General features: G+C 53.9%; 15 protein-coding genes. 7 read left to right on the top strand and 8 right to left on the bottom strand.

Translation table 11 applies throughout. The features are described 5' to 3' along the window. The first annotated feature begins 35 nt into the window (after window positions 1-35). Together H6G13_RS17940 and H6G13_RS17935 are read left to right on the top strand one after the other, a co-directional pair. Entirely contained in the window at window positions 36-443 is a 408-nt protein-coding gene (locus H6G13_RS17940) for a DUF202 domain-containing protein (RefSeq protein ID WP_190485283.1), read from the top strand. A gap of 141 nt (window positions 444-584) precedes the next feature. Beyond that, complete coding sequence (locus H6G13_RS17935) at window positions 585-1,544, top strand: aldo/keto reductase family protein (RefSeq protein ID WP_190485282.1); 960 nt, start codon at window positions 585-587, stop codon at window positions 1,542-1,544. A 212-nt stretch (window positions 1,545-1,756) separates the two neighbouring features. On the opposite strand, the gene H6G13_RS17930 is transcribed toward H6G13_RS17935, so the two are convergent. The 3 genes from H6G13_RS17930 to H6G13_RS17920 form a co-directional block, all read right to left on the bottom strand. Further along, window positions 1,757-3,667 (bottom strand): GUN4 domain-containing protein, encoded by a 1,911-nt coding sequence (locus H6G13_RS17930; protein WP_190485280.1) that lies wholly within the window; start codon window positions 3,665-3,667, stop codon window positions 1,757-1,759. A gap of 122 nt (window positions 3,668-3,789) precedes the next feature. Next, on the bottom strand, window positions 3,790-4,395 hold the full coding sequence (locus H6G13_RS17925; RefSeq protein WP_190485278.1) for a hypothetical protein: 606 nt from the start codon (window positions 4,393-4,395) through the stop codon (window positions 3,790-3,792). Continuing rightward, window positions 4,392-5,066 carry a hypothetical protein gene (locus tag H6G13_RS17920; protein ID WP_190485276.1) on the bottom strand — a complete coding sequence of 225 codons (675 nt, stop codon included), beginning with the start codon at window positions 5,064-5,066 and terminating at the stop codon, window positions 4,392-4,394. Before H6G13_RS17920 ends, H6G13_RS17925 begins: the two co-directional genes overlap by 4 nt. Before the next feature lie 992 nt (window positions 5,067-6,058). On the opposite strand from H6G13_RS17920, the gene H6G13_RS17915 reads away from it, so the two are divergent. The 4 genes from H6G13_RS17915 (at window position 6,059) to H6G13_RS17900 (ending at window position 10,290) form a co-directional block, all read left to right on the top strand. Beyond that, complete coding sequence (locus H6G13_RS17915) at window positions 6,059-7,315, top strand: hypothetical protein (protein ID WP_190485274.1); 1,257 nt, start codon at window positions 6,059-6,061, stop codon at window positions 7,313-7,315. 140 nt (window positions 7,316-7,455) lie between these two features. Next, window positions 7,456-7,818 carry a hypothetical protein gene (locus H6G13_RS17910; RefSeq protein WP_190485272.1) on the top strand — a complete coding sequence of 121 codons (363 nt, stop codon included), beginning with the start codon at window positions 7,456-7,458 and terminating at the stop codon, window positions 7,816-7,818. Between the two features lie 22 nt (window positions 7,819-7,840). Beyond that, entirely contained in the window at window positions 7,841-9,349 is a 1,509-nt protein-coding gene (locus tag H6G13_RS28785) for an IPT/TIG domain-containing protein (RefSeq protein WP_190485270.1), read from the top strand. Continuing rightward, window positions 9,346-10,290 (top strand): DUF6734 family protein, encoded by a 945-nt coding sequence (locus H6G13_RS17900; protein WP_190485268.1) that lies wholly within the window; start codon window positions 9,346-9,348, stop codon window positions 10,288-10,290. The genes H6G13_RS28785 and H6G13_RS17900 overlap by 4 nt, the downstream gene beginning before the upstream one ends. Here H6G13_RS17900 and H6G13_RS17895 read toward each other — a convergent pair. The 3 genes from H6G13_RS17895 to H6G13_RS17885 all read right to left on the bottom strand — a co-directional run bounded on the left by H6G13_RS17895 (window position 10,287) and on the right by H6G13_RS17885 (window position 20,572). After that, window positions 10,287-16,274 carry a non-ribosomal peptide synthetase gene (locus tag H6G13_RS17895; RefSeq protein ID WP_190485266.1) on the bottom strand — a complete coding sequence of 1,996 codons (5,988 nt, stop codon included), beginning with the start codon at window positions 16,272-16,274 and terminating at the stop codon, window positions 10,287-10,289. The genes H6G13_RS17900 and H6G13_RS17895 overlap by 4 nt on opposite strands. Further along, entirely contained in the window at window positions 16,271-19,621 is a 3,351-nt protein-coding gene (locus tag H6G13_RS17890) for a non-ribosomal peptide synthetase (RefSeq protein WP_190485264.1), read from the bottom strand. The genes H6G13_RS17895 and H6G13_RS17890 overlap by 4 nt, the downstream gene beginning before the upstream one ends. A 327-nt stretch (window positions 19,622-19,948) precedes the next feature. Beyond that, window positions 19,949-20,572 (bottom strand): LysE family translocator, encoded by a 624-nt coding sequence (locus tag H6G13_RS17885; RefSeq protein WP_190485261.1) that lies wholly within the window; start codon window positions 20,570-20,572, stop codon window positions 19,949-19,951. A 277-nt stretch (window positions 20,573-20,849) separates the two neighbouring features. Between H6G13_RS17885 and H6G13_RS17880 the strand changes: the two genes are divergently transcribed. Beyond that, the gene (locus H6G13_RS17880; RefSeq protein ID WP_190485259.1) at window positions 20,850-21,419 is read left to right on the top strand and encodes a hypothetical protein; all 570 of its coding nucleotides are present in this window, start codon (window positions 20,850-20,852) and stop codon (window positions 21,417-21,419) included. 141 nt (window positions 21,420-21,560) lie between these two features. Here H6G13_RS17880 and H6G13_RS17875 read toward each other — a convergent pair whose 3' ends face one another. Both H6G13_RS17875 and H6G13_RS17870 read right to left on the bottom strand, forming a co-directional pair. After that, window positions 21,561-22,904, bottom strand: a complete 1,344-nt coding sequence (locus tag H6G13_RS17875) for an NYN domain-containing protein (RefSeq protein WP_190485257.1) — start codon at window positions 22,902-22,904, stop codon at window positions 21,561-21,563. 101 nt (window positions 22,905-23,005) lie between these two features. Next, a complete protein-coding gene (locus tag H6G13_RS17870) occupies window positions 23,006-24,358 on the bottom strand; it encodes an FAD-dependent oxidoreductase (protein WP_190485255.1) in 1,353 nt (450 codons plus the stop codon). Window positions 24,359-24,881: the final 523 nt, after the last annotated feature.

Here is a 24,881-nt window from a genome sequence, read left to right as displayed (position 1 = left end):
GACGCTCTTCGGTAATTTTCTTCTGTCCTTCCCCTATGAATAACGCCAATCCCACCCCAAACCTAGCCGTTGAACTGGCTAAAGAACGCAACCGCGCCGCCCAAGAGCGCACGCTGATGGCCTGGATTCGCACATCCCTGTCCCTCATCAGCTTTGGCTTTGGCCTCGATCGCCTTGTCACCATTTTGCAAGACGGCCTGAACGTCAATCAAACTCCGGTGCGGCTGTCGCGGATTTTGGGCCTGTCGTTTGTGGCGCTAGGCACCGTTGCCATGCTCTATGCCGCAATGGACCACCGGCGGCAACTCCACCGCATTCAGCGAGATGACCTGATGTATGTCTCTCGGCGTTCGCCCTCGTTTTTGGTATCCATTGTTTTAGCTATCTTGGGGACATTGGCCTTTTTGGGCATCTTGCTCAATCCCCTGCTGGGCGGAATTTAGCCCCTTGAAAAGGCTGCCTTTGCAGATTGGTGCCAAGCACAGCGCGATCCAACACCCCAGCCAAAATCTCCCTCGCTAGTCGGAGGGGTGTAAACGGGCTGCCTTCCTAGGATGGATAGGCAAATCCAAGGCTTTTAGCGTATGAAGTACCGGCAGCTTGGCAACAGCGAACTCAAGGTTTCTGAAATCAGTTTGGGCTCCTGGTTAACCTATGGGGGCGGTGTTGAGCAGCAGCAGGCCGCAGCCTGCGTTCACAAAGCTTTTGACGTTGGCATTAACTTTATCGACACGGCCAATGTCTACGGGCGCGGTGCTGCCGAATCGTTCTTGGGTGAAGTGTTGCAGGGGCGCGATCGCAACTCCTACGTCCTCGCAACCAAAGTCTACTTCCCCATGTCTTCAACCGATCAGGGCCTATCGGCAGCCCAGATCCGCAAGCAGATCGACGCCTCGCTGCAGCGTCTCCGCACCGACTATGTTGATCTTTATCAGTGCCATCGCTACGACACAAATACGCCGCTGGAAGAGACCATGACTGCTCTGAGCGAGGTGGTGCAGCAGGGCAAAGCCCGTTACATCGGCTTTAGCGAGTGGAACCCGGCCCAAATTCAGGCGGCTCTAGATATGAGCGGCGTCGAGCGATTTGTCTCCAGCCAGCCGCAGTACTCTATGCTGTGGCGCAAGCCTGAGGCCGAGGTCTTTCCCCTGTGTGCAGACAACGGTATTGGCCAGATTGTCTGGTCGCCTTTGGGGCAGGGCGTGCTCACCGGCAAATACAAGCCAGGTGAAGCACCACCCCAAAACTCTCGGGCCGCTAATGATCAAATGAATGGCTACATGGAGAATTTGAGAAGCGATCGTATTCTCAGCGCCGTCCAAAACCTCAAGCCCATCGCCCAGCAGCTCAACCTCTCAATGGCCCAGCTAGCCCTGGCCTGGGTGCTGCGCGATGAACGAGTATCAGCAGCCATTATCGGAGCCAGCCGCCCTGAGCAGGTAGAAGACAACGCCGCCGCTTCTGGCATTCACCTAAGCGACGACGTACTAAAGGAAATTGATCAAATACTGGCCCCAGCACTGCCGCAAGCCGTAGGAAATTAGGGAGTGGAGGAGGCAACGCCAGTTTGAGAAGAGAGCGCCTATGGATGGGTGGATGAGTGGATGGGGGTAGCGGCTATTTAAGGAATGAGTATAAAGAGCAGAGAAGTAAAGCCGTTTCAATCCCACCCCCTTCCCTATCCTTCCTCATCTCCGCGTCTCCCCTATCTCCGCGTCCCCGCGTCTCCCCTATCCCCGCGTCTCCCCCATCTCCCCTATCCCCCCACCCGCGAGCTATACGGCTGCCAAATCTGCACTGCCTGCCCACGAGCAACCAGGACCTGACTATTAGGACTGAACTGGAACTGGGCAACGTTGTGGATTTGAACCAGGGGTTGGCCGGTGGCGGGATCCCATACAGTAACACCCTGTTGCGGAATGGGCTCGCTCTGGGCTGGGGGCTGCAGCAGGGTGCTGGTGGCTAGGACTTTACCATCGGGGCTAAAGGCCACATAGCCCAGGTTGTTAAGCTGCACCGGGTGCCCTACCGACTGCACCAGTTCGAAGGTGCGAATGGACTGGTTGGTCTGCAGGTTCCACAGGTAAGCTGTTTTGTCCTGGCTGCTGACTAGGCGCTGGCTGTCGGGGCTAAAGGCGAGGTGCTGCACCCGCTGGCTGTGACCCTTCAACGTGATCAGTCGGGCTCCGGTGTTGGCGTTCCACAGCTTAATGCTGTAGTCAATGTCGGCAGTTGCTAGCTTCTGACCGTCGGGGCTAAAGGCGATGGGCATGTCGGGCGGTAGATTGACGGCCTCATCGACAAAGGTACGCACTAGCTGGCCGGTTTGGGCATTCCAAAGCTGGAGGGTATTGCGGTTGGTGGCCGTTGCTAGCCGCTGCCCATCGGGGCTAATCAGTAGGGTCAGGGGAATGCCATCGTTAGGATCGAGTGCGATGGTGCGTAGGAGTTGCCCCGTTTGCAGATTCCAGAGCTTGAGGGTTTGGTCGGCACTGGCGCTGGCTAGAGTGCGTCCGTCGGCGCTAATTGCGATCGCACGCACCGCATACCGATGCCCGCTCAAGGTTCTAACGGCTTCCCCTCTCTCCGTTGTCCACAGCCGCACAGTGCCGTTGGAAAGACCCGCTGCCACTTGCCGCCCGTCGGGAGTAAAGGCTATGGCATTAGCCACATCGCCAACGATCCGATCAGATTCGCTGGACGGTTCCTGTGGCTGGCCTGAGTAGGAAAAACCTTCAATGGCTCGTCCTCGCAGCAGCGTGACAATCCGGGTGCCGCGCTGGGCATTCCACAGGGCCAAGGCGCTGTTTTCAGGGCCGCCGCTGCAGGAGCGCTCGTAGCTGTAGCTGCTGACGGCCAGCACAGTGCTATCTGGGCTGATGGCCTGAGCCAGGGTATAGACCGGGCAGGTGTTGTTAGGATACAGCCCCTGAATATTAATGGTATGGGCCAATCGAGGCCGCTCCCACGAGCCGACAGCAGGTATTGGGGCTTCTAAGGCGGTGGTCAGCCAGTTAAAGAGTACCGGCAGATGGCGGTTAAACCGTTCGCCCTGCAGATATAGAGCGTCGGTACTGCAGCTGCCACAGCCTTGAGCCGTCAGGATATTGTTGATGCGCTCCCAGGAGATCCCAGCCCAGGGCAGATGCCCCACCGGAGCTTGCAGAGAATAGTTCAGCTCTAGCTCGGTCAGCCAGTCGGGGGCAACGAAGTTGTCAGGATCGCGAGTGGGGCGAGTCCAGCCGACACGATCGCCAAAGGCTTTAGCAGCGGTATCGGTGTTGTTGGGGTGCTGGGCTCTGGCCTGGTCCCAAATCGCTTTTTGAGCACTGAAGCCAAAGCGTCCGCCGCTGGCCTCGCTCCAGAGCCGGTCAAGGGTTTGCAGCACTTCCGGGGGAATGTTGGTGGCCAGCGGTGAGCTAAAGAGGTCGCCGTTGGGATGCACATAAACTTCTAAGATGCGACGAGTTTCGGCATCGGCAGCCTGCCAGTTTTGAGCCTTGAGCTGCGCTTGCAGGGTGCTGATATCAGCCGCAGGAGCCTGAAACAGGCTGGGGATAGGCTGCGTTTGAGCCACGGCCCTTTGAGTCTGGGGAGCTGTGAGCCAGCTCAAGCTAGTCACCAGAATCATGCCCAGCAACAAAAATGCAAGAAAAGAACGCTTCATAGAACTTGATCAAGATTGAGAGGACTGAAGAGATAAATTTTTGGGCGACCGCCGCTTAGTTTGACCAGAGGCTACCCGCGAAGGTTAGGAGAGAATAGGTGGTTAGGCTAGGTGCGATCGCATTACCCATTGCTCAGCTCCTGAGGCCGTTTTAGCAGCCACAGCAGAGCAGCCCCGGTAATTACGCTATAGGCCGCCCAAGCCAAACCACTGACGATACCTACTAGAGCCGTAGGTAAAGGCTGACAGATAGCAGCACACAGCGTCGCCCCGACACCGCCTTCAACCACACCAGCCACCAGATTAGCCAGCAACCATCCAACAAGTTGAACCCGGCGGCCAAGCACCAGCGCCTGAGCCAGAGCCATGACTAGAACTGGAATTGGCCCTGTGATGAGGTTGAGCCAAAAGACCTCCCACAGCCCAAACTGGTTCCAAAGTGCGTTGACAGGAGGAGTGTAGAGGCTACTGCTAGATGCCAGAATCAGGCTACCGACGATCCAGCCCAAGGCACTAGCCAAAGGCCACCATCGTACTTGCTGCACCACCTGCCTGACCACCCACCACTGCAGCGTGCCTAGGACGATCCCTGTCAGCAGCAGGGTAGCGGCAAACTGCAGCCCATTATTTTCAAGAAACCCAACCAAAAATCCGCCTAGCAGGTTAGCGAGAACCCACTTCAGCAGGAACTGAGTCGATGGGAGCTGTCGAGATACTGCGTGAGTCATAGGTTTAACCCCGCAATAATTTCGGCCAGGTGAGGCTCAAACTGCTGCATCGCCTCATAGTCGGAGAAAGATCCGGTTGGGTCACCGACAATCAAGCCAGTTGCAATAACGTACAGAGTTGTGCCGTCGGTAGCTGCGTAACCCAAGCTGTAGTCGGCCAGGGTGCCGTTGTCATGGCTTGTGCTGAAGCTGTAGCGGATGCCGGACAGGCTGCCAACAGGGGCCACCTCAGGTGCCTGACTAGAAAATTTGAGGGTGGGAGCACCCATTGTCCGATCTTGCTCCATTGAGGCATAAAAGTCCGTTGCCCAAGCCTTTAAAGCGACATCCTGATCGCCTCCGGCCTCTGCCAGCTTAGCCCCAAAGCTTGAGCCAGCAACAGTTTCAGTAAACAGCTCAACGGTGCCAACAATGTCGCCATCTACATAGACGCAGAGTAAGGTCGGGTTATCGCAGGGGATGACCTGCCAGCCTGCTGGGACCGAGGTCGGGCCTAGCATAGCTGACCAGCTATGCATGCCGTTTGGGCCAGGTGACACCGCGCCTGGAGGCACCGGTTCTGGAGGAAGGGGTTCCGGCTGAGGCCGCATTTGCAGGTCGGCGCAGGCAACTAGCCCAGAAGCAATGATTAAGATTCCACTCAGGGAAAGGAGGCGAGTAGAAATGTTCATAGGTGGGGGGTTACACAGAGTTGAGAGGATCGGCTGCCTCGCTGCTTTGTTAAAGGCTGCGAGCAAGGCCGATTTTGCAACGAATGAGTCTAAGGGCAGTGCTGCCTCTCGTAGTGGGTGAGAGCCGCTGCCGCCAATTTAACTTCAGCCGATAAAAGCGCAATTTCGCAAAACATCTAAGAAAATACGCTGTGGACTTATCGTTATTTTCTATCTTCAACAGCAGACTATTTTCATGGTTACAGAAATCGATACAGTTTGTGCCGATAGCATTTTTAGAGGTATCCCCCAACCGCTTTTGAAAAGGGGCAAGTATTGTCCGCCTGGTTTTTGCGGCAGTTTCCAGAGCTAATCACGCAAATTGACGTTGTCTAGTCCCTTTTGTACCAGATCTTTATCTGGTTTTAATCGGGCGGCGAGTCCGTAAACCTCTAGCTGCTGGGTGAATCAACCTGAGTCAATTGCTCGCATCAAAATTTCCTCTCATGCGTCAACTTGTTAAACATTTAAGACTGAATTGGGGCTACTCGCGCTCATCTACCCCAGATCTTCTCGATTTGCGCCTAACTTCGGCAGTACTCTACTCATTTGAATAAGGACCGGCTTCTAGGCTAACGCTTCAAAATTCTGTTGAAACGCTTTACCAATTCTCCTAACGAGAACTATAGGTGCTTTGCTGGGCCTAGGCCTCTGTGTCTTGCCAGGAAAATTCCGTAGCTAAACTTGGGGAATTTGCACTGAGCTTAGCTAACACTGCGGCTCAAATTAATGGGTGTATTTACTGCTGGTTAATTTGCTTTTCTACATATTAAAGCAAGAAGTAGAAGGGCAAAAAAAACAGCTTAATAAGCCATGGCGGCTGTTACTTGTAATCTCTGTCTAGTTTTTTAATAGGTTGAAATCAAGGCAAAACCGAGCTTTCTACGGTTCCTGTCACGACTTTCAACAACCGTATCCACATCGTTCTGCACTCTTAAGAAGGACCTCATTTCATGACTCGCACTCGCAAGCCAAACAACAATTCCGAGACTGAAAACACCAATCTAGAAGGCTCAGAACCTTTGCCCGCTCAGACTGAAGCGCTTGCGGTCGAGCCAGTTGATGCTGCCGTCGCAAGTGGGGTCGATCGCCTGATGGAAGTTATCGAAAAAACCGTAGAGACGGTGGGTAGTGATGATGCCGAGCGCCAAATGCTGCGCCAGGGTGTCACCACGATTGTGCAAGATACGCTGCTCGACTTTCTGCGACCCCAGGAGGGTGACCTCAGTGCGGCATCGATGGGGCTGGTCGCTCCTGTCAGCGAGGCCCGAATGCTGACAACTGAGGGCGACACCACCAATACTGCCCTTGACTCTGCTGTGAGAGGCTCCCAGCAAGTGGGAATGGCCTTTGTCGACTTTACCCAAGGGCTGATCACAGGCACGTTCAACTCCATCATCAAGGCCACCATCGACCAGATGAAGGCCTATAGCGAGATGGTGGCCGATATCACCAAGAGCCTCAAGGAGTTTGCCTCCGACAATGTCTCTGAAGACGCGGTGCAGGAAAAGCTGGCCCAGCTTACGTTTACAGAAGCCTCCAACGGCAAAGAGACAGCCTTTGCGGTGAAAAAAGACCAGCCGCGCCGCGCCTATCACCTGAAGCGCCTCTACTACCTGGCCCCCATTACAGGCGGGCACCGAGTCGAAATTCTCAAGGTGTTTGGCCTGGAGAGATTGGTTGAGAACGGTGTTATCAATGAAAAAGAGGCTCAGCTTCTGTTTGATAGCTCTGAGTTTGATCAGGTTGGAGGCATTTCTGCCAATGGCAGCACCAGCTATCTAGCGGCCGATCTCGTGACCATTCAAGCTGCCATTAAGCACGGTCTCGCCAGAGATGGCATGAACCAGCTGCGGCAGATGGCGCGGGAAGGCATGGCGCGAATTGTGATCACCGAGGGGGAGATCAACACCAAGCTCATCTTCCAGGTTTCCTCCAGCGAAACTAACACCTCACGCACTACCAACACCAACCGCAGTAGCTTTGGCGGCTCCGTCCGAGGCGGTGCCTATTGGGGCTGGGGCAGCGCCAGCATGAATGCCTACTACAACCAGCTCAATGTCAGCACGGTGGATCAAACCTCGGTAGGCAATATCGAGACGCTGACCCAAATGAGCGGCCAAGTCATTCTGAAGTTCAAGACCGACTATAAGCCCCTCAACGACGGTACCGGCACTGTAAAAGAGTCAGATCTAGCACCCATCATCTAGCTTTGTAGGTTGGGTTGAAGCTCGGCAAAACCCAACATTCCCAGCAATCGCTCGTACCAATTCTCCGCGCAAGAACAGTAGGTGCGTCACCGCAACGGGTGACGCACCCTGATCGATGAGTATTTATTCCTGAAAACTGAATGCCTTCTATTTACTTTGGCACGCTGGTTGAACTGGCAGCGGGTGCGATCGCAACCATCCCAGCCTCCCAGCAGCTAGCGCCCGATACCCTGCCAGAACTCTTAGCGCAAGCCCACCTCAAGGAACTGCCGCTAGGGGCCACGCTGCCCCAGCTCATGCTGGATGAAATTGAGATTGACATTCCCGTTCACTTTTATATCTCACAGGGGCAGATCTCCTCGAAGCCTGCTGCAACCTTGTCCCCTTCCCGGCTGATGACGGCATTGCCCTCGCCGCTGGTGCCAAAATCAACGGTAGCATTGAGCCATTTTAGAATGACCTTAACCCTCAACCCCGATTCACCTGCCTCCAGCTCAAGCTAAATCCTAATGTGCCGTAGCTACTGTGCAAAACAGCGATCACACCCCTAGCGCCAATACCCTGGCGGATCTGCCAAATGAAGAGTGGGAACTCTCTGAGCTAATTCAGCTTGTCACCGCGGAGCTAGACCAGGCCCAAGACACATTAATTCTCAAGGCCCAAAATCGACGCCTGTCGATGATGGTCAATCAGCTCAGCCTGGACTTGCAGGTAGACGTGCGCCACGCCCCTAACGGTCGGCTAATGTTTCGCACGGTGTCGCCAGGGCAAACAGGGGCAACCGTGCTCAAGCTGGGCTTTACCCCCGCGCTTGATACCCAGGTGCAGGAAACGCGCAGGTCAGTCGATCTAGAAACGGGCACCGACCAGCGGTTAGAAACCCTGCCCGACATCCAGGCCGGAGAAATTCAAAAGCTAAAGACCGTAGGCATTCATACGGTCAACGATTTGCAGGTCACTACACAAACCCCAGCTACGCTCACAGAAGTGTCTGTCAAAACGGGGCTAGATGAATCCCGGCTGCGCCTGTGGCGGCAGCTGCCCTTCATTGCTCAGGTGCAGCCTGAAAGTGGCTCTCCTGGCAGCATCGTGATGATCGACGGGGGCTACCTGGGGCTGGCTAGTGACAAGGTGGAAGTTTACTTTCAAGACAGGCTAGCTACCATTCGAGAACGGACCAGCACTCGCCTCACGGTGGAGATGCCCAGAGGAGCCGTGGGCAGCGGGCTTGTCTCTGTCAAGGTGAAGGATCAAAAAACCAACACCCGACCTTGGCGGGCCGATGTTGTTGAGCTTTGCGTGTTGAATATTACCCTCAAACCGTCTGCTTCAATCCGGGTGCAGGACGAGGTTACGTTTCAAGCTGCTCTGATCAATCAGGGCACGCTCGGAACCGGCAAATTCCCTGTGAAATGGGAGGTCTTTAGAGCCGTTCAGCGCCTGCCCGATACCAGCGCCCAAACCAGCCTCCGGCCCGTCGATCCTGGCGAGGATCTGCCGATCAGAGAAACGGACATCTTAGTGGCCGAAGGAACTTACTTCCATGCGCCTCTGCTTGCACAGCAGCGGTCGGCAGATCCGTCCACTAGCTTTACGGCGAGGCTAGATCAGCCGGGAGCTTACCGGGTTAGCTTTACCGTTGATCCAGACAACACGCTGCTAGATCAAGCCCCCACGAACAATCAATTTATTCGCGAGTTTGTGGTTGATCCGCTGCCCCCTGCAGCCCCTGCCTTTGGCCCACCGGCTAGCCAATTTTCGCCCACCTCTGGCAGAGCAGGCGACCGCATTACGCTATCAGGCAGCGGCTTTAACACCGGAACGGTCATCGTTCAATTTGGCAATACAACTGCTACGGTGCTTAGTCTCTCTACTGGAACGCAGCTTGCCGTTAGAGTGCCCTCTCTCCCGCCTGGGCCAGTAAAAATTTCGGTGCAGACTGCAGGTGGCAAAGCCATTAGCCAAGACTCTTTTACCGTATTAGCCAGCAGCTACTACGGCCCGGGCGGGGCGATTGGAGGTCAGCTCCTGTGACCTCGTTGAGTAGCCCAGCTCAGGGGCAATCCATTACCCGCTCAGTTTGGTCTTTTTGGACAAAGCCCTTTCAGGCGCATCGGCAAACCATTTGGTTGAGCGAGAAACACCACTTGCTGGCCTGGATTCTCTCTCTCGAAACGGCCCGCAAGCATTATCCAGAAACAACTTTGGTGACCGATGATGAGGGAGCCAAAATGCTAGTGGATGGTCTCGGCCTTCAGTTTGATACGGTTTCAACCGCGCTGAATGCTCTGTATGACCAAGACCCAGCCTGGTGGATTTTGGGCAAGCTGTGGGCCTACCGCAGCCAGAGCCATCCCTTTATTCACGTAGATAGCGATGTGTTTTTGTGGAAGGCGTTGCCCCAGGCTCTCGATGTCGCCCCCGTCTTTGCCCAGAACCCAGAGTATTTTGTGTTTGGCCACGTTGATGCTACCTGCTGGTGGTACCGCCCCGAAGCTTTTGATCAGCTTGTTCAAGCTACAGGTGGATGGCTTCCAGATGAGTGGCACTGGGCTGTTGCCCAGCGCTACAGTCAGGCATACTGCTGCGGCATTTTTGGCGGCAATCGGGTGGACTTTATTCGCCACTATGCCGATCTCGCGCTCCAGATGGCAACTCACCCTCACAATCAGGCAGCCTTTGCCCGAATGGACAACAAGCTGGGAGACTGTTTGCTAGTGGAGCAGTATTTTCTGGCAGCTTGTCTGGCATACCATCAGCAGGCGACTGGCTCTAGCTTTGAAAAAGTCAACATACAGTGCTTGTTTGACTCGCCAGAAGCTGCCTTTGCCTCGGAGCAGCCAAACCTATTGGGCTACACCCATTTAATCGGCAATGCCAAGCACGATGTTGCGATCGCACGACGCCTAGAGCAAAGAGTAGCCCGAGATTATCCAGACCAGTACGAACAATGCTTGCGGTATCTGATGCCTTAATAATTAGATAAACATTGCCCTAGCTGTTGCGCCAAAGTTTGCACATGGGGCTGCTTTAGCAGAGATAAGTGATTGCCTGGTACCTGATGCAGCTGAATGTCGCTTGCTAATGCGCTCCAGCCTAGGGTTGCATCTTGACCAATAGCCTCGGACTGTTCAGCCGCTTTGAATAGCGTGATTTGGTTGGCATAGGGCTGGGGCACATATCGGTAAGTGGCCTGACTGTTGGCATAGACAATGGGCAGCATGGATTGAATGGTAGATTCATCTACTAAGCGCAGACGAGACTCTTCAGGAATCAGGCGGGCGATCGCAAACCACTGCCAGCGAGACAGCCAGGGGAGCTGGAACGGCAGCCGCTTTGTCGCCAAAACACCGTAGTCCATGAGAAACGGCAGCGTAGACCACAGAGCTGTTCCCAGAAGAAACTTGAGGATTTGGGAGAGGGAGGGTTTGCTGCCGGGGGCTGGCGTATCTAGAATGGCCAACAGTCCGATTTGCTGACCGGCCTGGGTGAGCTGCTGCGCCATCTCAAAGGCCACCAGCCCGCCAAAAGACCACCCGCCTAGAAAATACGGCCCCTGGGGCTGGACTGCCCGAATTGCCTGAACGTAGTAGGTTGCGATCGCTTCTATGCGGGTTAACGGAGGGGCCTTGCCATCGAGCCCCAACGGCTGCAGCCCGTAGAAGCTGCGATTACCCCAGTGGGGGCACTGCTGCGCAGCGCGGCCCAGATGATGCGCCAGCTCTAGGTAAGGAAAAACAACCCCAAACATAGGATGCACGCAGAAAAAGGGCGGCTTGCTGGCTCCTGCGCTGGCCAGGGTTAGGGGCACCAGCGGCGATTGGGACGCTGCGATCGCGGGTTCAGAAATAGCCGGACTGTTGGGCGCGGCTTCCTCAGCGGGTGGAGTCTGCCGGGTTGGGGAACTGCTAGGTAAGATCGACTGCGCGGGTTGCGGTGCTAAATGCGATCGCTTGCGGCGGTAGGCAGAGCGATCTAACCGAACTAAGGGAGGGATTTCGGGGGTTAAGGCTTGGTTATGCAAAGCGTCTAGAATAGGGGCCAGTTTAGCAATTGTGGGTGCCTCAAAGACACTCTTTAAGGGCAGCTCTACTCCTAGCGCATCCCGTATACGCGAGGTCATTTGGGTTGCTAACAGGGAATGGCCTCCTAACTCAAAAAAGTTGTCGCCCGCATTGACGTGCTTGAGCCGCAGCAGCTCTTTCCAAATTTCTGCTAGGGTTGCTTCTGTTGGCGTAGCGGGGGCCGTCTGGGTGCCCGATGCGTGAATCACCTCTTCACTAAAAGCAGGGAGGGCGCGGCGGTCTAGCTTGCCGCTAGTCGTGAGCGGCAGCGTTGCTAGCGGGATAAAGGCGCTAGGCACCATGTAGTCGGGTAGGGTGTGCCCCAAGTACTGACGCAGTTCAGGCATGAGCTGGCGAGCAAACTGAGCCTGTAGAGGATCGTTGGTGTAGTGGTGCCAGGCTTGGCTAGGGGGCTGAGGTCTGGGCCAATCTATCGGGGCATCAATGCCGTCGCGAAGCAGCAGCACATCGTAGTTGCCTGTGTTGGCTTGAGCTGACCAGGTAATCTCTATGCGGTAGGGCAGCACCGCTTCCAAATCCCACCAGTCCTGAGGATCGATGGCTGTTGCGGTGGCGTTCTGCAAATTCTCTCGCATGCGCCCAACGGTTTTGGGGGCTTCCTGATGATGGAGCCAGTCTACGGTTTTGACCGCCGCAATCACCCGGCTATTGGCAACATTTGTGAGCATGAATACATCAGGTTCAGCTTCAATCAGGTGCTTTTGAATCTCTTTGACTGTGATGGGTTTAAGTTGCCAGTCATGGCGATTCTCCCTGCCTTCCTTAATCAGGGTGCTGTCGACGGAAGAACTTTCAGGGAGGGCGTTTTTATCAGACGAACACGGCTCTACCTGTAGCCAAACGTTATAGCGAAACTGCGTCATTTCATTGTGGCTACGACCCCGCGAGAGGCGAATCTGCGCCCGCTGGATTTGAGGGAATCGATCACGCAAGGCATGAAAGAACGTTGGATCAATCGCCAGTTCAGGCTCCTCAAATTGCGATCGCACCACCCGCTGGTTGAGCTGAGTTCGCTCCACCGCATCCTCAGCCTGACAAAACTGCATCCAGGTGTGAAAAGCCGTCAGCAGCGGCAGGCTGCGCACGTCGCCCAAAAATAGAGCACCCCCAGGCGCGACAGCTTGCAGGGCTGCCTCCAGCACCTCCAGCAAATAATCCACGCTGGGAAAATACTGCATAATCGAATTCAAAATCACCACATCAAACGAGGCCTTGTCGATGCCGTCGAGATCGGTCGCCATGCGGTGCAGGAGCTGGACCTGGGATAAGTTGATTGCCTCTAACCGCTGCCGAATACCGGCCAGCGCTACTGCCGAAAAGTCTGTCCCTACATACTGCTGGCAGTGCGGCGCAATTTGAAACAGCAGCAGCCCGGTGCCACAACCAATTTCCAGCACCCGCTCGGGCTTCAGGGCAAGGATTTGTTGGGTGCGATCGCACACCCACTCCTGCATCTGCTCCGGCGGGATGGGGTCTCCGGTGTAGCTACTGTTCCAGCCGGTGATGTTGAAGTCTGGGGAGGGGAGAGGGGGGGATGAGGGAGATGAGGGGGATGAGGGAGATGAGGGGGGTAGGGGGGATGCTGGATTTTGGCTCTTGGTTTGTGGCTTTTGCTCTTTGCTTTGGTAGGTCTGGTCGTAGAGGTTTTGCCAGTGGTCAATCTGCTGGCTTTGTAGCGATCGCAAGGCGGTTTGCTGAAAATGCTGTGGGTCGAGGCTGAAGTAGGCTATTAGTCGCGTTTCGTTGGAGGACTCGCCGGACGCAATCACAGCCGCTTCTTGGATGGCTGCGTGTCGCTGTAGGGTCGCTTCAATTTCGCCTAGCTCTACTCGAAACCCTCGGATTTTGATTTGGTTATCGGCTCGACCCAGAAACTCGATCGTGCCATCGGTGCGGTAACAAGTGCGATCGCCCGTCCTGTAGAGCAAGGCCGGGGATGAGTCTCTCTGCTCTGTTCCCTTGAAGGGACTGGTAATGAATCGTGCCGCCGTTAGCTCAGGCCGATTGAGATAGCCTTGGGCCAATCCTGCACCACCGATGTATAGTTCACCGGGAACGCCCACAGGAACAGGATTGAAGCTGGCATCCAGAATATAGATCTGAGCATTGAGAATGGGTCGCCCGATTGTCAGAGGGTTGTCGCCGGGGTGGAGTTCGGCGGCAGTGGCCCAGATAGTGGCTTCGGTAGGGCCATAGGCGTTGAAGAAGCGACGATTTGCGGCCCAGCGATCGACGACTTGGCTGGGGCAGGCTTCTCCGCCTGTGACTAGAACCTGTAAGGCGGGCAGATCCGCAGCGGGTAAAACTGCCAATACTGCCGGGGTGAGTAGGGCGTGGGTAATCGCATTCTCTTCTAGGAACTGCACCAGGGCCATCCCCGGCAGCTGGGCAGGCTGAGGTGGAATGTATAGCGTGCCGCCAGAGCCAAGAGCCAGGGCAATCTCAAAAACGGAGGCATCAAAGCTTAGGGAGCTGAATTGGAGAACTCGGGGGCGGCAGGGTTGAAAGAGGTGCTGCTGGGCCTTGACGGTGTTGCACAGGCCACGATGGGTGAGGAGAACTCCCTTGGGGGTGCCAGTGGAGCCGGAGGTGTAGATGACGTAGGCGAGGTTGTCGGGTGTGGGGGTTTGATCCCCCTTGTTCTCCTTGACGAGAGGGGTGTTGCTGAGATCCTCTGTGCTCTCCTGGGTGAGGGAATCTAGCTGATCCAAGCAGATGATCTGTGCTGGGGAGCTTGGCAGGGACTCGACTAGCCACGACTGCGTCAGCAGAATGGAAACCTGCGTATCGCTGAGCATGAAGTGGAGCCGATCGCTGGGGTAGTTGGGATCGAGGGGGACGTAGGCTCCTCCGGCTTTGAGAATGCCTAAAATGCCAATCACCATAGCGGCAGAGCGATCGACACAGAGCCCTACCAAAGTATCTGGCTGGACCCCTCTCTGCTTCAAAGTTTGGGCTAGCTGATCAGCGCGTTGATTGAGGTCTGCGTAGGTGAGTGATTCTGGGTGTGAGATGAGTGCGATCGCATCCGGGCTAGCCTCCACCTGCGCCTCAAAGAGCTGATGAAAGCAGGGCTCCTCTAAACTCCCTTCCTCTAGAGAAACTCCGGCCCAATTTCCCTCTTTTTCAAGAGGGGCTAGGGGGGATCGGCTCCATTCAAAGACGATCTGCTGATGCTCTGAGGCTGTAAGCAGAGGCAGGTCTGACAGCCGCGCATTGGGATTAGCGACAATCCCTTCCAGTAAGGTCTGGAAATGGCCGACCAAACGACTGATCCGGTCGCGGTCGAATAAGTCTGTGCTGTAGGAGATAAAGCCGCTCAAGCCTTCCTCAGACTGCCAGATGCTCCGCAGGCCGTGGGCTGGCTCCCACAGGTGAACCTCCAGATCAAAGCGGGTACTGCCCGATTCTAAAGGGGCCGGTTCCAGCATTAACCCCGGCAGTTCTAAGGGCTGCATGGGGGCATTTTGCAGAGCAAAGGCCACCTGAAACAGCGGATTGCGGCTGAGATCCCGCTCTGGGTCTAGTTCCTCCACCAGCTTCTCAAAGGGCAAGTCCTGATGCTCGTAGGCTTCTAGGGCAACGTTCTGAACCCGCTCTAGCAGGGCGCGAAATGTCGGATTACCTGAAAGATCCGATCGCATCACTAGGCTATTCACGAAAAAGCCAATCAGCCCTTCTAGTTCGCTGCGATGGCGGTTGGCAATAGGAGAGCCGATCGCAATATCTTCCTGTCCTGTGTAGCGATAAAGCAACGTTTGAAATGCAGTCAGCAGCGTCATAAATAGCGATACGCCTGCCTGCTGGCTCAAGGCTTCTAGTGCCTGGGTGAGGGCAGGGGGAATGTGCAGCGGGTAGGTTGCGCCCTGATAAGTTTGCACGGCGGGACGGGTGCGATCGCAAGGCAGCTCTAGCCCTGGCAAATCCTTTAGCTGCTTGCGCCAGTAGGCTAGCTGTTTTTCCAAAACTTCTCCCTGAAGCCAGCGGCGCTGCCAGCAGGCAAAGTCTGTGTATTGAATGGGTAGGGGCGGCAGGTCGGGCGTTTGTCCGGTCACGAAGGCGCTATAGCAGCTCGCCAGCTCCCGAATCAAGACTCCCAACGACCAACCATCGGCCACGATATGATGCAGCGTTAGCAGCAGCACGGCCTCGGTGGGTTCAAACTGCAGCAGCGTCACCCGCATCAGCGGATCTGTGGTCAGGTTAAAGGGCCGCTGAGCTTCGGCAATTGCTAGCTGTTGGCTGATGCGTTCGCGGAGCGTCACCGTGGGTGAATCGCGTAGCGTCGCCGTAGATGAATCGCGCGGCGTCTCCATAGAAGCATCGCGCTGGTTCGCAGCCACCGTTTGCAAATCCACCACCGATAGCTCGACTTTGACCTCGGGTTCGATGACCTGAACTGGCTGCCCATCCACAATAGCAAACGTGGTGCGAAGGGCCTCATGGCGATGCACAATGGCCTGAAATGATCGCTCCAGTGCCGTTTGATCCAATATCCCCGTTAAGCGAATGGCCGTAGGCACGTTGTAAAAAGGGCTGTTTGGCGCGAGCTGATACAAAAACCACAGTCGCTGCTGAGCAAACGACAGCGGGAACACCTTTCCTGACGTCGCCCTCTGCATTGCCGAAGCGGGTTGAATAGGCTGCGATTCGAGTGAGCGATCCGGCTTATCAGATTGCAGGTGCAGATAGGTGATCAGCTCAGCTTTACGCTCGGCTAATTCCTGGCGCAATTCAGCTGTTAGCGTTCCTTCGGGGGCAGTGCAGCGCAAACGAATTTTGTCTAAGGAAGCCTCTGGTTCGCCCTCAACCCATAGCTTCACATCCAGGCTATGGAGTTGGGAAACCAGTTCTGCGATTTTTTGAGTCGTCATAGTTCTACTTCCTCACGTCGTTGCGAACCCGCTGCTTGCCACGGATTTGTTGAGCGGCCACCTGCTTGCGTTGCCCGTTTCAGCGCTTCAATCTCGGGTGCCAGTTCTGCGATCGTGGGAGTTTCAAACACGCTGCGGAGCGGCAGCTCCACCTGCAGCCGATCTCGAATGCGCGAGACTAGTTGGGTCGCCAGCAGGGAATGCCCGCCCAGCTCAAAAAAGTTGTCGTAAATGCCCACCTGTTTTCGTCCCAAAAGTTGAGACCAAAGCTCGACCAGGGACTGCTCTAGAGAAGTGGTAGGAGCAACGGTGGAGCTGCTTCCCTGGAGAGCGACCAGATCGGGAGGCGGCAGCGCTTTCTGATTGACCTTGCCGTTTGCAGTTAGGGGGAGCGCATCCAGCACGACAAAGGCAGCTGGCAGCATGTAGGCCGGTAAGGTCTGCTTAAGAAACGATCGCAACTCCCGCTCTGTTGGCATTGCCGCTGCTTTAGGTACCACATAGGCAATTAGCTGGCGGTCCATTGCAGCAGACGGCTCCTGCGAATCGCTGTCTACCTCACGCACCACTACCACTGCTGTTTGCACCGTCGGATGCTGGGTTAAAACTGCCTCAATTTCGCCTAGCTCTACTCGAAATCCCCGGATCTTGATTTGGTGGTCTGCGCGTCCTAAAAATTCAAGGTTGCCGTTGGGGCGGTAAAGGGCGCGATCGCCAGTTTTGTAGAGTAGGGGAGGAAAAGATTCTTCTTCGCTCCACGTCCCATTTTCCTGAAAGGGACTGTCGATAAACCGCTCTGCAGTCAGCTCCGGGCGGTTCAAATACCCCTGGGCCAGGCCAGCTCCGCCTAAATAAATTTCGCCGATAACGCCTGCTGGAACTGGGTTGAGCTTGGCATCCAGCAAATACACCTGGGTATTAGCAATGGCCTGACCAATGGGAATCGTTGCCGCGTTTTCTGGAACGGTCTGCACCTCATACCAGGTGGAAAAGGTCGTGTTTTCGGTGGGGCCATAGACGTGGAGTAGATGCTGGGGTTTGCCCTGCTGCAGTACAGTTCTCACGCGATCGACATTGACTGCTTCGCCTCCGAACAAGAGATATTTGAGCGAACGAAAAGCAGCCGGAATTTGACTGGCCGTTTGGTTGAATAACGCCGTGGTTAGAAACAGAATGCTAATCTGCTGCTGCTGCAGTTCGGCTACAAAATCAGCGGGCGAAAGCGTGGTTTCTCGCTCAATGCCAATCAGCTGGGCACCCTTAAGCAAAGCGCCCCACACCTCAAAGGTGGCAGCATCAAAGGCCAAGTTGGCGACTTGGGCAATGCGATCGCAAGCCTCTATCTGCACATAGTCAGTCTCACAGACCAAGCGATTCACTGCTCGGTGTGGCACTCTGACGCCTTTAGGTGTGCCGGTGGAACCAGAAGTATAGATGACGTAGGCTAGCTGATCGGCTGTGCCAGGAGTCGCTAGATCCGTGTCTGGTTCTTGTGCGATCGCATCCCATTCCTGATCCAGACAAATGACGGTCGTGCCCTCGTTCTGGAGCGAATCTGCCCAGCCCGTCTGGGTTAAGACCACTGCAATCTCGGCATCCTGCAGCATGAAGTGCAGCCGTTCGGGGGGATAGCTGGGATCGAGCGGCACATAAGCTCCCCCCGCTTTAAGAATCGCTAGCATCGCTGCGATCGCTTCAATGCCTCGCTCCAGGCAAATGCCGACCCGCGCTTCAGCGCCAATTCCTAGCCTTTGCAGATACCGCGCTAGCTGATTGCTGCCCTGATTTAGCGCCTCATAGGTGAACTGCTGATCGCCAAATTTGAGTGCGATCGCATCTGGTCTTTGCCTAACCTGCGCTTCAAAAAGGTGATGAATACAGTCTTCAGGATAGCTAGATTGGGTGCTATGCCAATGCCGCAGCAGCTCTTTTTGCTCACCTGAAGTCAATAAGGGCAGGGCAGAGAGGGGCGCTTCTGGATTAGCAACAATAGCCTCTAGCAAAGTTTGAAAATGATGTCGCAGAGATGCAATAGTGGCTGCATCAAACAAATCAGTGTTGTAAACGACTATCCCACGCAATCCATCAGATTGCTGCCAGCCTTTACCCCATAGATTTCTAAAGTTATCGGTGGATTTCCAAACATATAGTTCCAGGTCAAAGCGGGCAGTTTTAGTCTCTAGATCCATCGGGCTGAGGACCAATCCCGGCAATACTAGCTGCTCTATGGGCGTATTTTGCAGCGCAAAGACCACCTGAAATAGCGGATTTTGACCCAGGTTACGAACTGGCTGCAGCTCCTCTACCAGCTTTTCAAAGGGCAAGTCTTGATTAGCATAGGCCGTTAGCGTGACGTCGCGCACTCGGTCTAGCAGTTCGCGAAAGGTGGGATCTCCTGCCAAACTGGTTCGCAACACTAGGCTGTTGACCAGGAATCCAATCAAGCCCTCCAGTTCGCTGCGGTGACGGTTGGCAATGGGAGAACCAATAGCAATGTCGCTCTGTCCCGTATAGCGATGCAGTAAGGTTTGAAACGCTGCTAACAAGGTCATGAACAGCGTCACGCCCGCCTGCTGGCTTAACGCTTCTAGCGCATCAAGTAACGACTGCGGCAACTCCAGTAGCTGGCTAGCTCCCCGATGCCCCTGCAGCTCTCCCAACCGAGGGGCAGCCCCGGGCAAATTGAGCATAGGAACATCTTTGAGCTGCTGCTTCCAGTAACGAAGTTGAGTGTTTAGCACATCCCCCTGCAGCCACTGCCGCTGCCAGTGGGCAAAATCGGCATATTGAACGGCCAACTCCGGTAGGGCAATCGGCTGGTCTTCCACCAATGCCGTATACAGCTCACCCAGCTCGCGGATTAAAACGCCGCTGGACCACTCATCGAAAATAATGTGGTGCAGGGCCATTAACAGCAGATGTTCATTGTCCTGTAACTGCCACAGCTGCACTCGAAACAGCGGCCCCTGACTCAAGTGAAACGGCTGCTGAATCTCTTGCCAAATCTGGCCCAGTGCAGTCTTTTCTCGGCTGCTAGCAGGTGTTTCCCGTAGATCAATAAATCTGAGCGGCACCTGTAGATCTGGCGCGATCGCTTGCACCAGCTGCCCGTCTACCACCTCAAACGTAGTTCGAAGGCTTTCGTGGCGGTGGACAATTGCTTGAATGCTTTGCTCAAGTTGCGATCGCTCCAGTGAGCCCGTGAGCCGAAATACAAGCGGAATGACGTATAGAGTCTCCCCAGGAAGCAGCTGCTCGATAAACCACAAACGCTGCTGAGCAAACGAAGCTGGAAAGATGAAAACATCTTCCTCAATTTGCTCCTGATTCAGTTTGTCTAAAGTCATTCACACCTACATCTACTAAACCCCACTCTCTTGTAGGAGAAAAAGCCGCTCAAAAATTATGCTCTAAGATAGATTTTGAGCAGAGCCTATGTATTGTTTGTTGAACTTTTGTAAAGACTTGCTAGGTCTATAGGTTGATTGCTGTCTGCTGGGCTAGTCCGGTGTGGCTTACAGCCCCGTCTGGTAGAAATCCCCGTTCCATGCAGACTAGTCGCTTTGGAATTGCTGAAGATGCGATCGCACCGGGCCTGTCTGTAAGCCTTCAACCTTTCTGTAAACCAACGTCGTAGTTCTAGTACAGAAAACTAGTGGGCTAGAACCACAAAATTAAGCTTTTGTTATTAACAATACCCCAACAGCAATCATCACACAGCCAGCAACAAGATTCATGCCTTTCCTGATTCTAGAACTAATCAGTAATCTGGCTCTATCTGCCATGAATGCATAGCCCAGTTTTACACCCCCTACGGCTACTGCTGCAATTGCAATAATAATGGCAGTATCAAAATAAGATACTTCAGAAATATCAAGAAACGCCGGGAAAAACCCAAGATAGAATAGGGTCGCCTTTTGATCGCCCATTGTAATTGCCAGTCCAGTCAAAAAGCTAGACAGCAAAGAAGAGTCTACAGCTTCCTCCGACTCAACAGAGCTTGATTTTGACCTGCACAACGCTATCCCTAAACCAATTAGATAAGCTCCACCCAGGTATTTTATGAGAGCAAACAGGCTACCCATTGTCTCAGCTAGAAACGATAAGCCCCAAATAGCTATAAGGATGAAAATGATGTCGCCGAGCACGATTCCCATAGCCGTGAAAACACCATGAATAAAGCCCGATGTCGCTGCCCGAGTAGAGACAGCCAATACACTTACACTGGGAATAGCTGCCAGAACAATCAGGGCGCTGAACAATGCAACCATGCTGCTAAATGTCAGATTGCTTTGCATTGGCACATTACTTGCTGAAGTGGCTACAAACTTTTCATGGACAACGGCTATGCGTAGACAGCAACCCGTCAATGTAACGCCGAAAAACCTGCTGCTGTTGGTCTGGGCTGAGGAGTTTGGCTTGAATCAGGAAGTCTAGGCTCACACCATCAGCGATGGCGTTGGCACATGACCTTTAAGGCTGACTATCAAGAGAACTAAAACAGGGGCAACCCCGTTGACACATTATCACAACAGTTGTTATTTTTGTACATAACAACTGTTGTGAGGTAGCCGTATGGGTTCGGACTGGAGGGATATCTCGCCCCGCAACGGATTGGGCGGTCTCCTAGATCGCTTCATTGGACCGGGCGCGACAAAAGCCGAACTGCTGCTGCAATTTGTGCCGCCTCTAATAGCGATGATTGTGGCTCCGGCCTATGCGCTGACCCTCCCCATTCAATGGACTCCGGTGCAGATAGGACTCATCGCGCTGTTAGCGCTCGATTTGGTGGGAGGTGTTCTCACCAACGCCACGTCTGCTGCTAAGCGGTGGTATCACCGTCCTGGGCAGGGATGGCAACAACATTTGGCCTTTGTGTCCCTTCATGTCATCCATGTGTGGCTGGTGGCGGTGCTGTTTCGAGGAGGGGATTGGGTTTTTGGGCTGAGTACGTCTGGCTATCTGTTGGGGGCGGCGATCTTGATTTTGCGATCGCCCCTCTATCTTCAGCGCCCGGTCGCTTTAGGGCTTTATGGATTGGCGCTGTTGGGCGATCGCTATCTCTTTACCCCCACGCCCGGACTGGAATGGTTTTTGCCGTTCTTCTTTCTCAAGCTCCTGGTCAGCCATTTGCTGCAGGATTGAAATTTCTGGGGCAATTTGTTGTCTTTAATGCTAAATCCAAGGGGCTACTCGGATTTCAGCCGCGATCGCTGGAATGGCTAGAGCATTGGAGCTGACTAAACAAAGAGACGAAAAGACTCACTAGCACAGCAGTTGAACTCATTACTGCAAAGACACCAGCCAGTACTTTCCATCCTGCTCTACGGTGATGCCTTTCAAGGACTGGAAGAATTTGGGCAGACTTGTGGCCAACTGGTGTTGTTTCAAGATGCTTTTGATGGATTGCCCATGCTGTTTTTGAAATTGGACAGCAATCACCTCAAGACGAATTTTGTCGGTTGACTGCTCCTGAATTAGCCGCTTCAAAATACCTCTGCTGACGATCTCTAGCGTTCTAGGAGTGAAGTCTTTGGCCTCTTTAGATGGAGTAGCTTGAGGCTGGGCGGCAACGAGCTGAGCTTTTAGGGGGATACAAAGCGATCGGTCAGCTTCACTGGCTAAAAGTACGAAATCAGGCTGGCTCTCGAGAAAAGCCTTGGGCGTCTGGGTATAGCCGTGATGGCTGATGAACTGACGCAGCGAAACTTTGAAGTGCTGGTAAAAGGCGCAACCCAGTTGATTAAAAGGGCTAGAAAACTCTGGACTATTGGCAAGATGTGCCCTGAGAAATTGCAGCCCTACTGATAAGCTAGGAGCTTCAATTGGCGGCGTAAGCGAAAAGACCTGTGGAGCATGAGGATTGCCGTTTACCAAGGTCAGCGTATTATTTTGGCGGCGCACCTGGTAAACCTTGAGGCCCTGAGCAGCCAACATTTGCCTTAAATGGTTGAGGTCTTGATCGGAGGAGCAAACGATCACTTCTTTGACCTTAGGATCGAGAACGAGCATGGACGCACCTAGAGCGGTCATCTTTAGGTCAGCCCCATTTTTGCCTTGGGGCACGTGGATCATCTGGTAACCCCGCTGGTGGAGGTTCTGGTCTTGGTTGCCGAGCTTGCGCCAGTTGCCAAAGGCAATTTTGGTTTGGATCTGGTATTGGCAGCGCTCGGCAATCCAGCTCTCTGCCGGTTCAGGCAGCGTAATATTTTCTGCATCTAGGAGGAGAACTGCGATCGCATCTCCTCGCTCAGCCCGTGGAGTCTGCAGAGCAAAGTCAGGCTGAGGGAATGCAGCGGTGCGTCCTCCCGGAGCCGCCATCAGAGCGTCGATTTGTCGGAGCAGGTTTTGATAAATTACGGTTTCAAAAAATTGCGGTATCAGAAGCTGCTGCAAGGCTCCTTCTAGAAGCCGTTTCAAACTCTCAAAGTCGGTGTGGGGGCTTAGCAGACCCGTTAGCTTGGCAACCAGCCGTCCCTGTTTCTCTGCCAGGTCAACCGCTCTAAACTTCGCCTGAAGATACTCGGGTGCCGTCTGCTGCATCTGAATCACGGCTGTAGCAATCAGACGACTGATGCGCTCGTACAGAACCCGGTCATGGGGAAACGGCAAGGCAGGCTCAGTGGACACAGGTATCATTAATAACTCGATACAGAGAGCTACACAGCGTCCACTTTGCTTTACGCAATTTCAGTATACGGATCTTTTGAAAAAGCTTTTCCAAACCTCCTTTAAAAAGCCTCTATGGAAAAGAGCTCTTCTGCACTTGAGGGATGAATGCCAATGGCGGCATTTAAGTCCTGCTTTGTTGCTCCCAGCTTGAGTGCAACTGCAAGACTTTGAATAATATCGACTGCCCCATCTCCCACCATGTGAACGCCCAGCAGGCGATCTTGATCCTGGCGATTGACGATGGCTTTAATAAACGTCTTTTCTTCAATCTGGGAAAAGGAGTAGAGCAACGGGCGAAACCGGGTGCGATAGCAAACGGCGGCCTCTCCAAACTTGGCGTGAGCTTCTGCCTCAGAAGCGCCAACTGTGGCGGCTTCTGGATGGGAGGAAATAGAAATGGGAACCCAGACTAAACTAACGCTGCGTTTTTGCCCCCCAAACTCCGTGTCTGCAAAGGCTCTTCCTTGTGCGATCGCACTTGGAGTTAGGGGAATGCGCTCTGTGCAGTCTCCGACGGCAAAAACGCTCTCCTGCGAGGTTTGGCTAAATTCGTTAATGCTGATAGCACCAGATGGGGACAGTTGAATATTGGCCTTATCTAGGTTTAAATTTTCTAGATTAGGCGTGCGCGGCGCATCCATTAGCACTGTTTCAACTATTAAAGATTCTGCTTGTCCGGCAAAGGTGAGGGAAAAGCCATCGCGTTCTTCTTTGATGGCGGCAACGTGGGTTTTGTTGAAGAACTGCACACCTCGGTGGATTAGTCGATTTTGAATCTCCTGACTTATCTCCGCATCAAAAGTCGACAGAATTCGTTCTTCGGAAACGATGTGAGTCACCTGAGTTCCCAGCGCATTTAAGCTGCCAGCAATTTTCACCCCAATCGGATCAGCGCCTATAACCGCAATAGATCGAGGCTGGCTTGAGAGTTGGTAAAGTTCATGCCAGGTAATCGCGTGCTCTGCTCCCGGAATGTTGGGTTTTGTGGGCTTTGCACCCGCTGAAATGAGAATTTTTTCTGCTGTTACCGGGTAGCCTTCTACCATGACCGTATGAGCATCTAAAAAGCTGGCATGACCCTGCAGAAATTCAACACCTGCCTCTTGAATATGCCCTAAGTGCACCTCATTAAGGTGGTGGATGTGCTGCTCTTTTGCTTTGTTAAACTTTAGCCAGTCAAAATTTCGGGGGCACTCCTGCCAGCCGTAGCTAAACGCAACTTGCTCCAGCCGATTAAACCCAGCCGCGTAATCTAAAAACTTCTCTGGGATACATCCATAGTTAACACAGGCTCCGCCCGGCTTGGCGCGTTCTGCGATCGCAACGCGGGCCCCGTAGCCAGCCGCTCGTACTGCTGCTGCTAGCCCGCCAGAACCTGCTCCAATCACAACAAGATCATAGTCTAAGTTCAAGGGATGTCCGTCCTTCAGATATTCGTTGGGTGTTCGCTCTACCGACGCTCGTTCTACAGACCTGCCCCTTCACCTACGTGAAAAACCTAGAATAGCGGCTACTGTTTGCCTAGCTCTCTATCGCAGGAACAGAGCTAGCTTTACTTAAAGGATTAGATTGTAACAAGAAGCTAGATAGCGTAGTGTCCGCCTGAATGCACGAAGTAAGACATTCTTTTGGGACAGCAATACTGTACATTGAGCCGAAATATTTTTGTTGCCTTAAGGAAGATGATAAAAGGCAACAAAAATATGACTAAAAGTGTTGCAAAAAATACCAAACAAGCAGCCTCTAACAATGCAAATACTCCACTGGATAGAGGATTTCGCACTCTCAAAAAACTCATAGAAAGAGGCAGCAGGTATTCGCATTTTCTAGACTGTTTTTACTCCTTAGACCCCATCTTCTGGCTTTCCAGGAGGAGTGATGCATAGTCACTTAAAAATAAGGCGACGGTGGCTCCTCAAAGGGGGAGCATTGAGC

The organism is Pseudanabaena sp. FACHB-2040 (assembly GCF_014696715.1).
In the GTDB taxonomy this organism is placed as follows: domain Bacteria; phylum Cyanobacteriota; class Cyanobacteriia; order Phormidesmidales; family Phormidesmidaceae; genus JACVSF01.
Note: the sequence above shows the minus strand (reverse complement) of the source record. Positions and strands in the feature narration are given on the sequence as shown.

Coding starts and splice junctions, on each gene's coding strand:
- H6G13_RS17885 (WP_190485261.1), bottom strand. CDS start 20,572: ATGCAAAGCAATCTGACATTTAGCAGCATGGTTGCATTGTTCAGCGCC.
- H6G13_RS17935 (WP_190485282.1), top strand. CDS start 585: ATGAAGTACCGGCAGCTTGGCAACAGCGAACTCAAGGTTTCTGAAATC.
- H6G13_RS17880 (WP_190485259.1), top strand. CDS start 20,850: ATGGGTTCGGACTGGAGGGATATCTCGCCCCGCAACGGATTGGGCGGT.
- H6G13_RS17910 (WP_190485272.1), top strand. CDS start 7,456: ATGCCTTCTATTTACTTTGGCACGCTGGTTGAACTGGCAGCGGGTGCG.
- H6G13_RS17920 (WP_190485276.1), bottom strand. CDS start 5,066: ATGAACATTTCTACTCGCCTCCTTTCCCTGAGTGGAATCTTAATCATT.
- H6G13_RS17895 (WP_190485266.1), bottom strand. CDS start 16,274: ATGACGACTCAAAAAATCGCAGAACTGGTTTCCCAACTCCATAGCCTG.
- H6G13_RS17890 (WP_190485264.1), bottom strand. CDS start 19,621: ATGACTTTAGACAAACTGAATCAGGAGCAAATTGAGGAAGATGTTTTC.
- H6G13_RS17915 (WP_190485274.1), top strand. CDS start 6,059: ATGACTCGCACTCGCAAGCCAAACAACAATTCCGAGACTGAAAACACC.
- H6G13_RS17930 (WP_190485280.1), bottom strand. CDS start 3,667: ATGAAGCGTTCTTTTCTTGCATTTTTGTTGCTGGGCATGATTCTGGTG.
- H6G13_RS17940 (WP_190485283.1), top strand. CDS start 36: ATGAATAACGCCAATCCCACCCCAAACCTAGCCGTTGAACTGGCTAAA.
- H6G13_RS17925 (WP_190485278.1), bottom strand. CDS start 4,395: ATGACTCACGCAGTATCTCGACAGCTCCCATCGACTCAGTTCCTGCTG.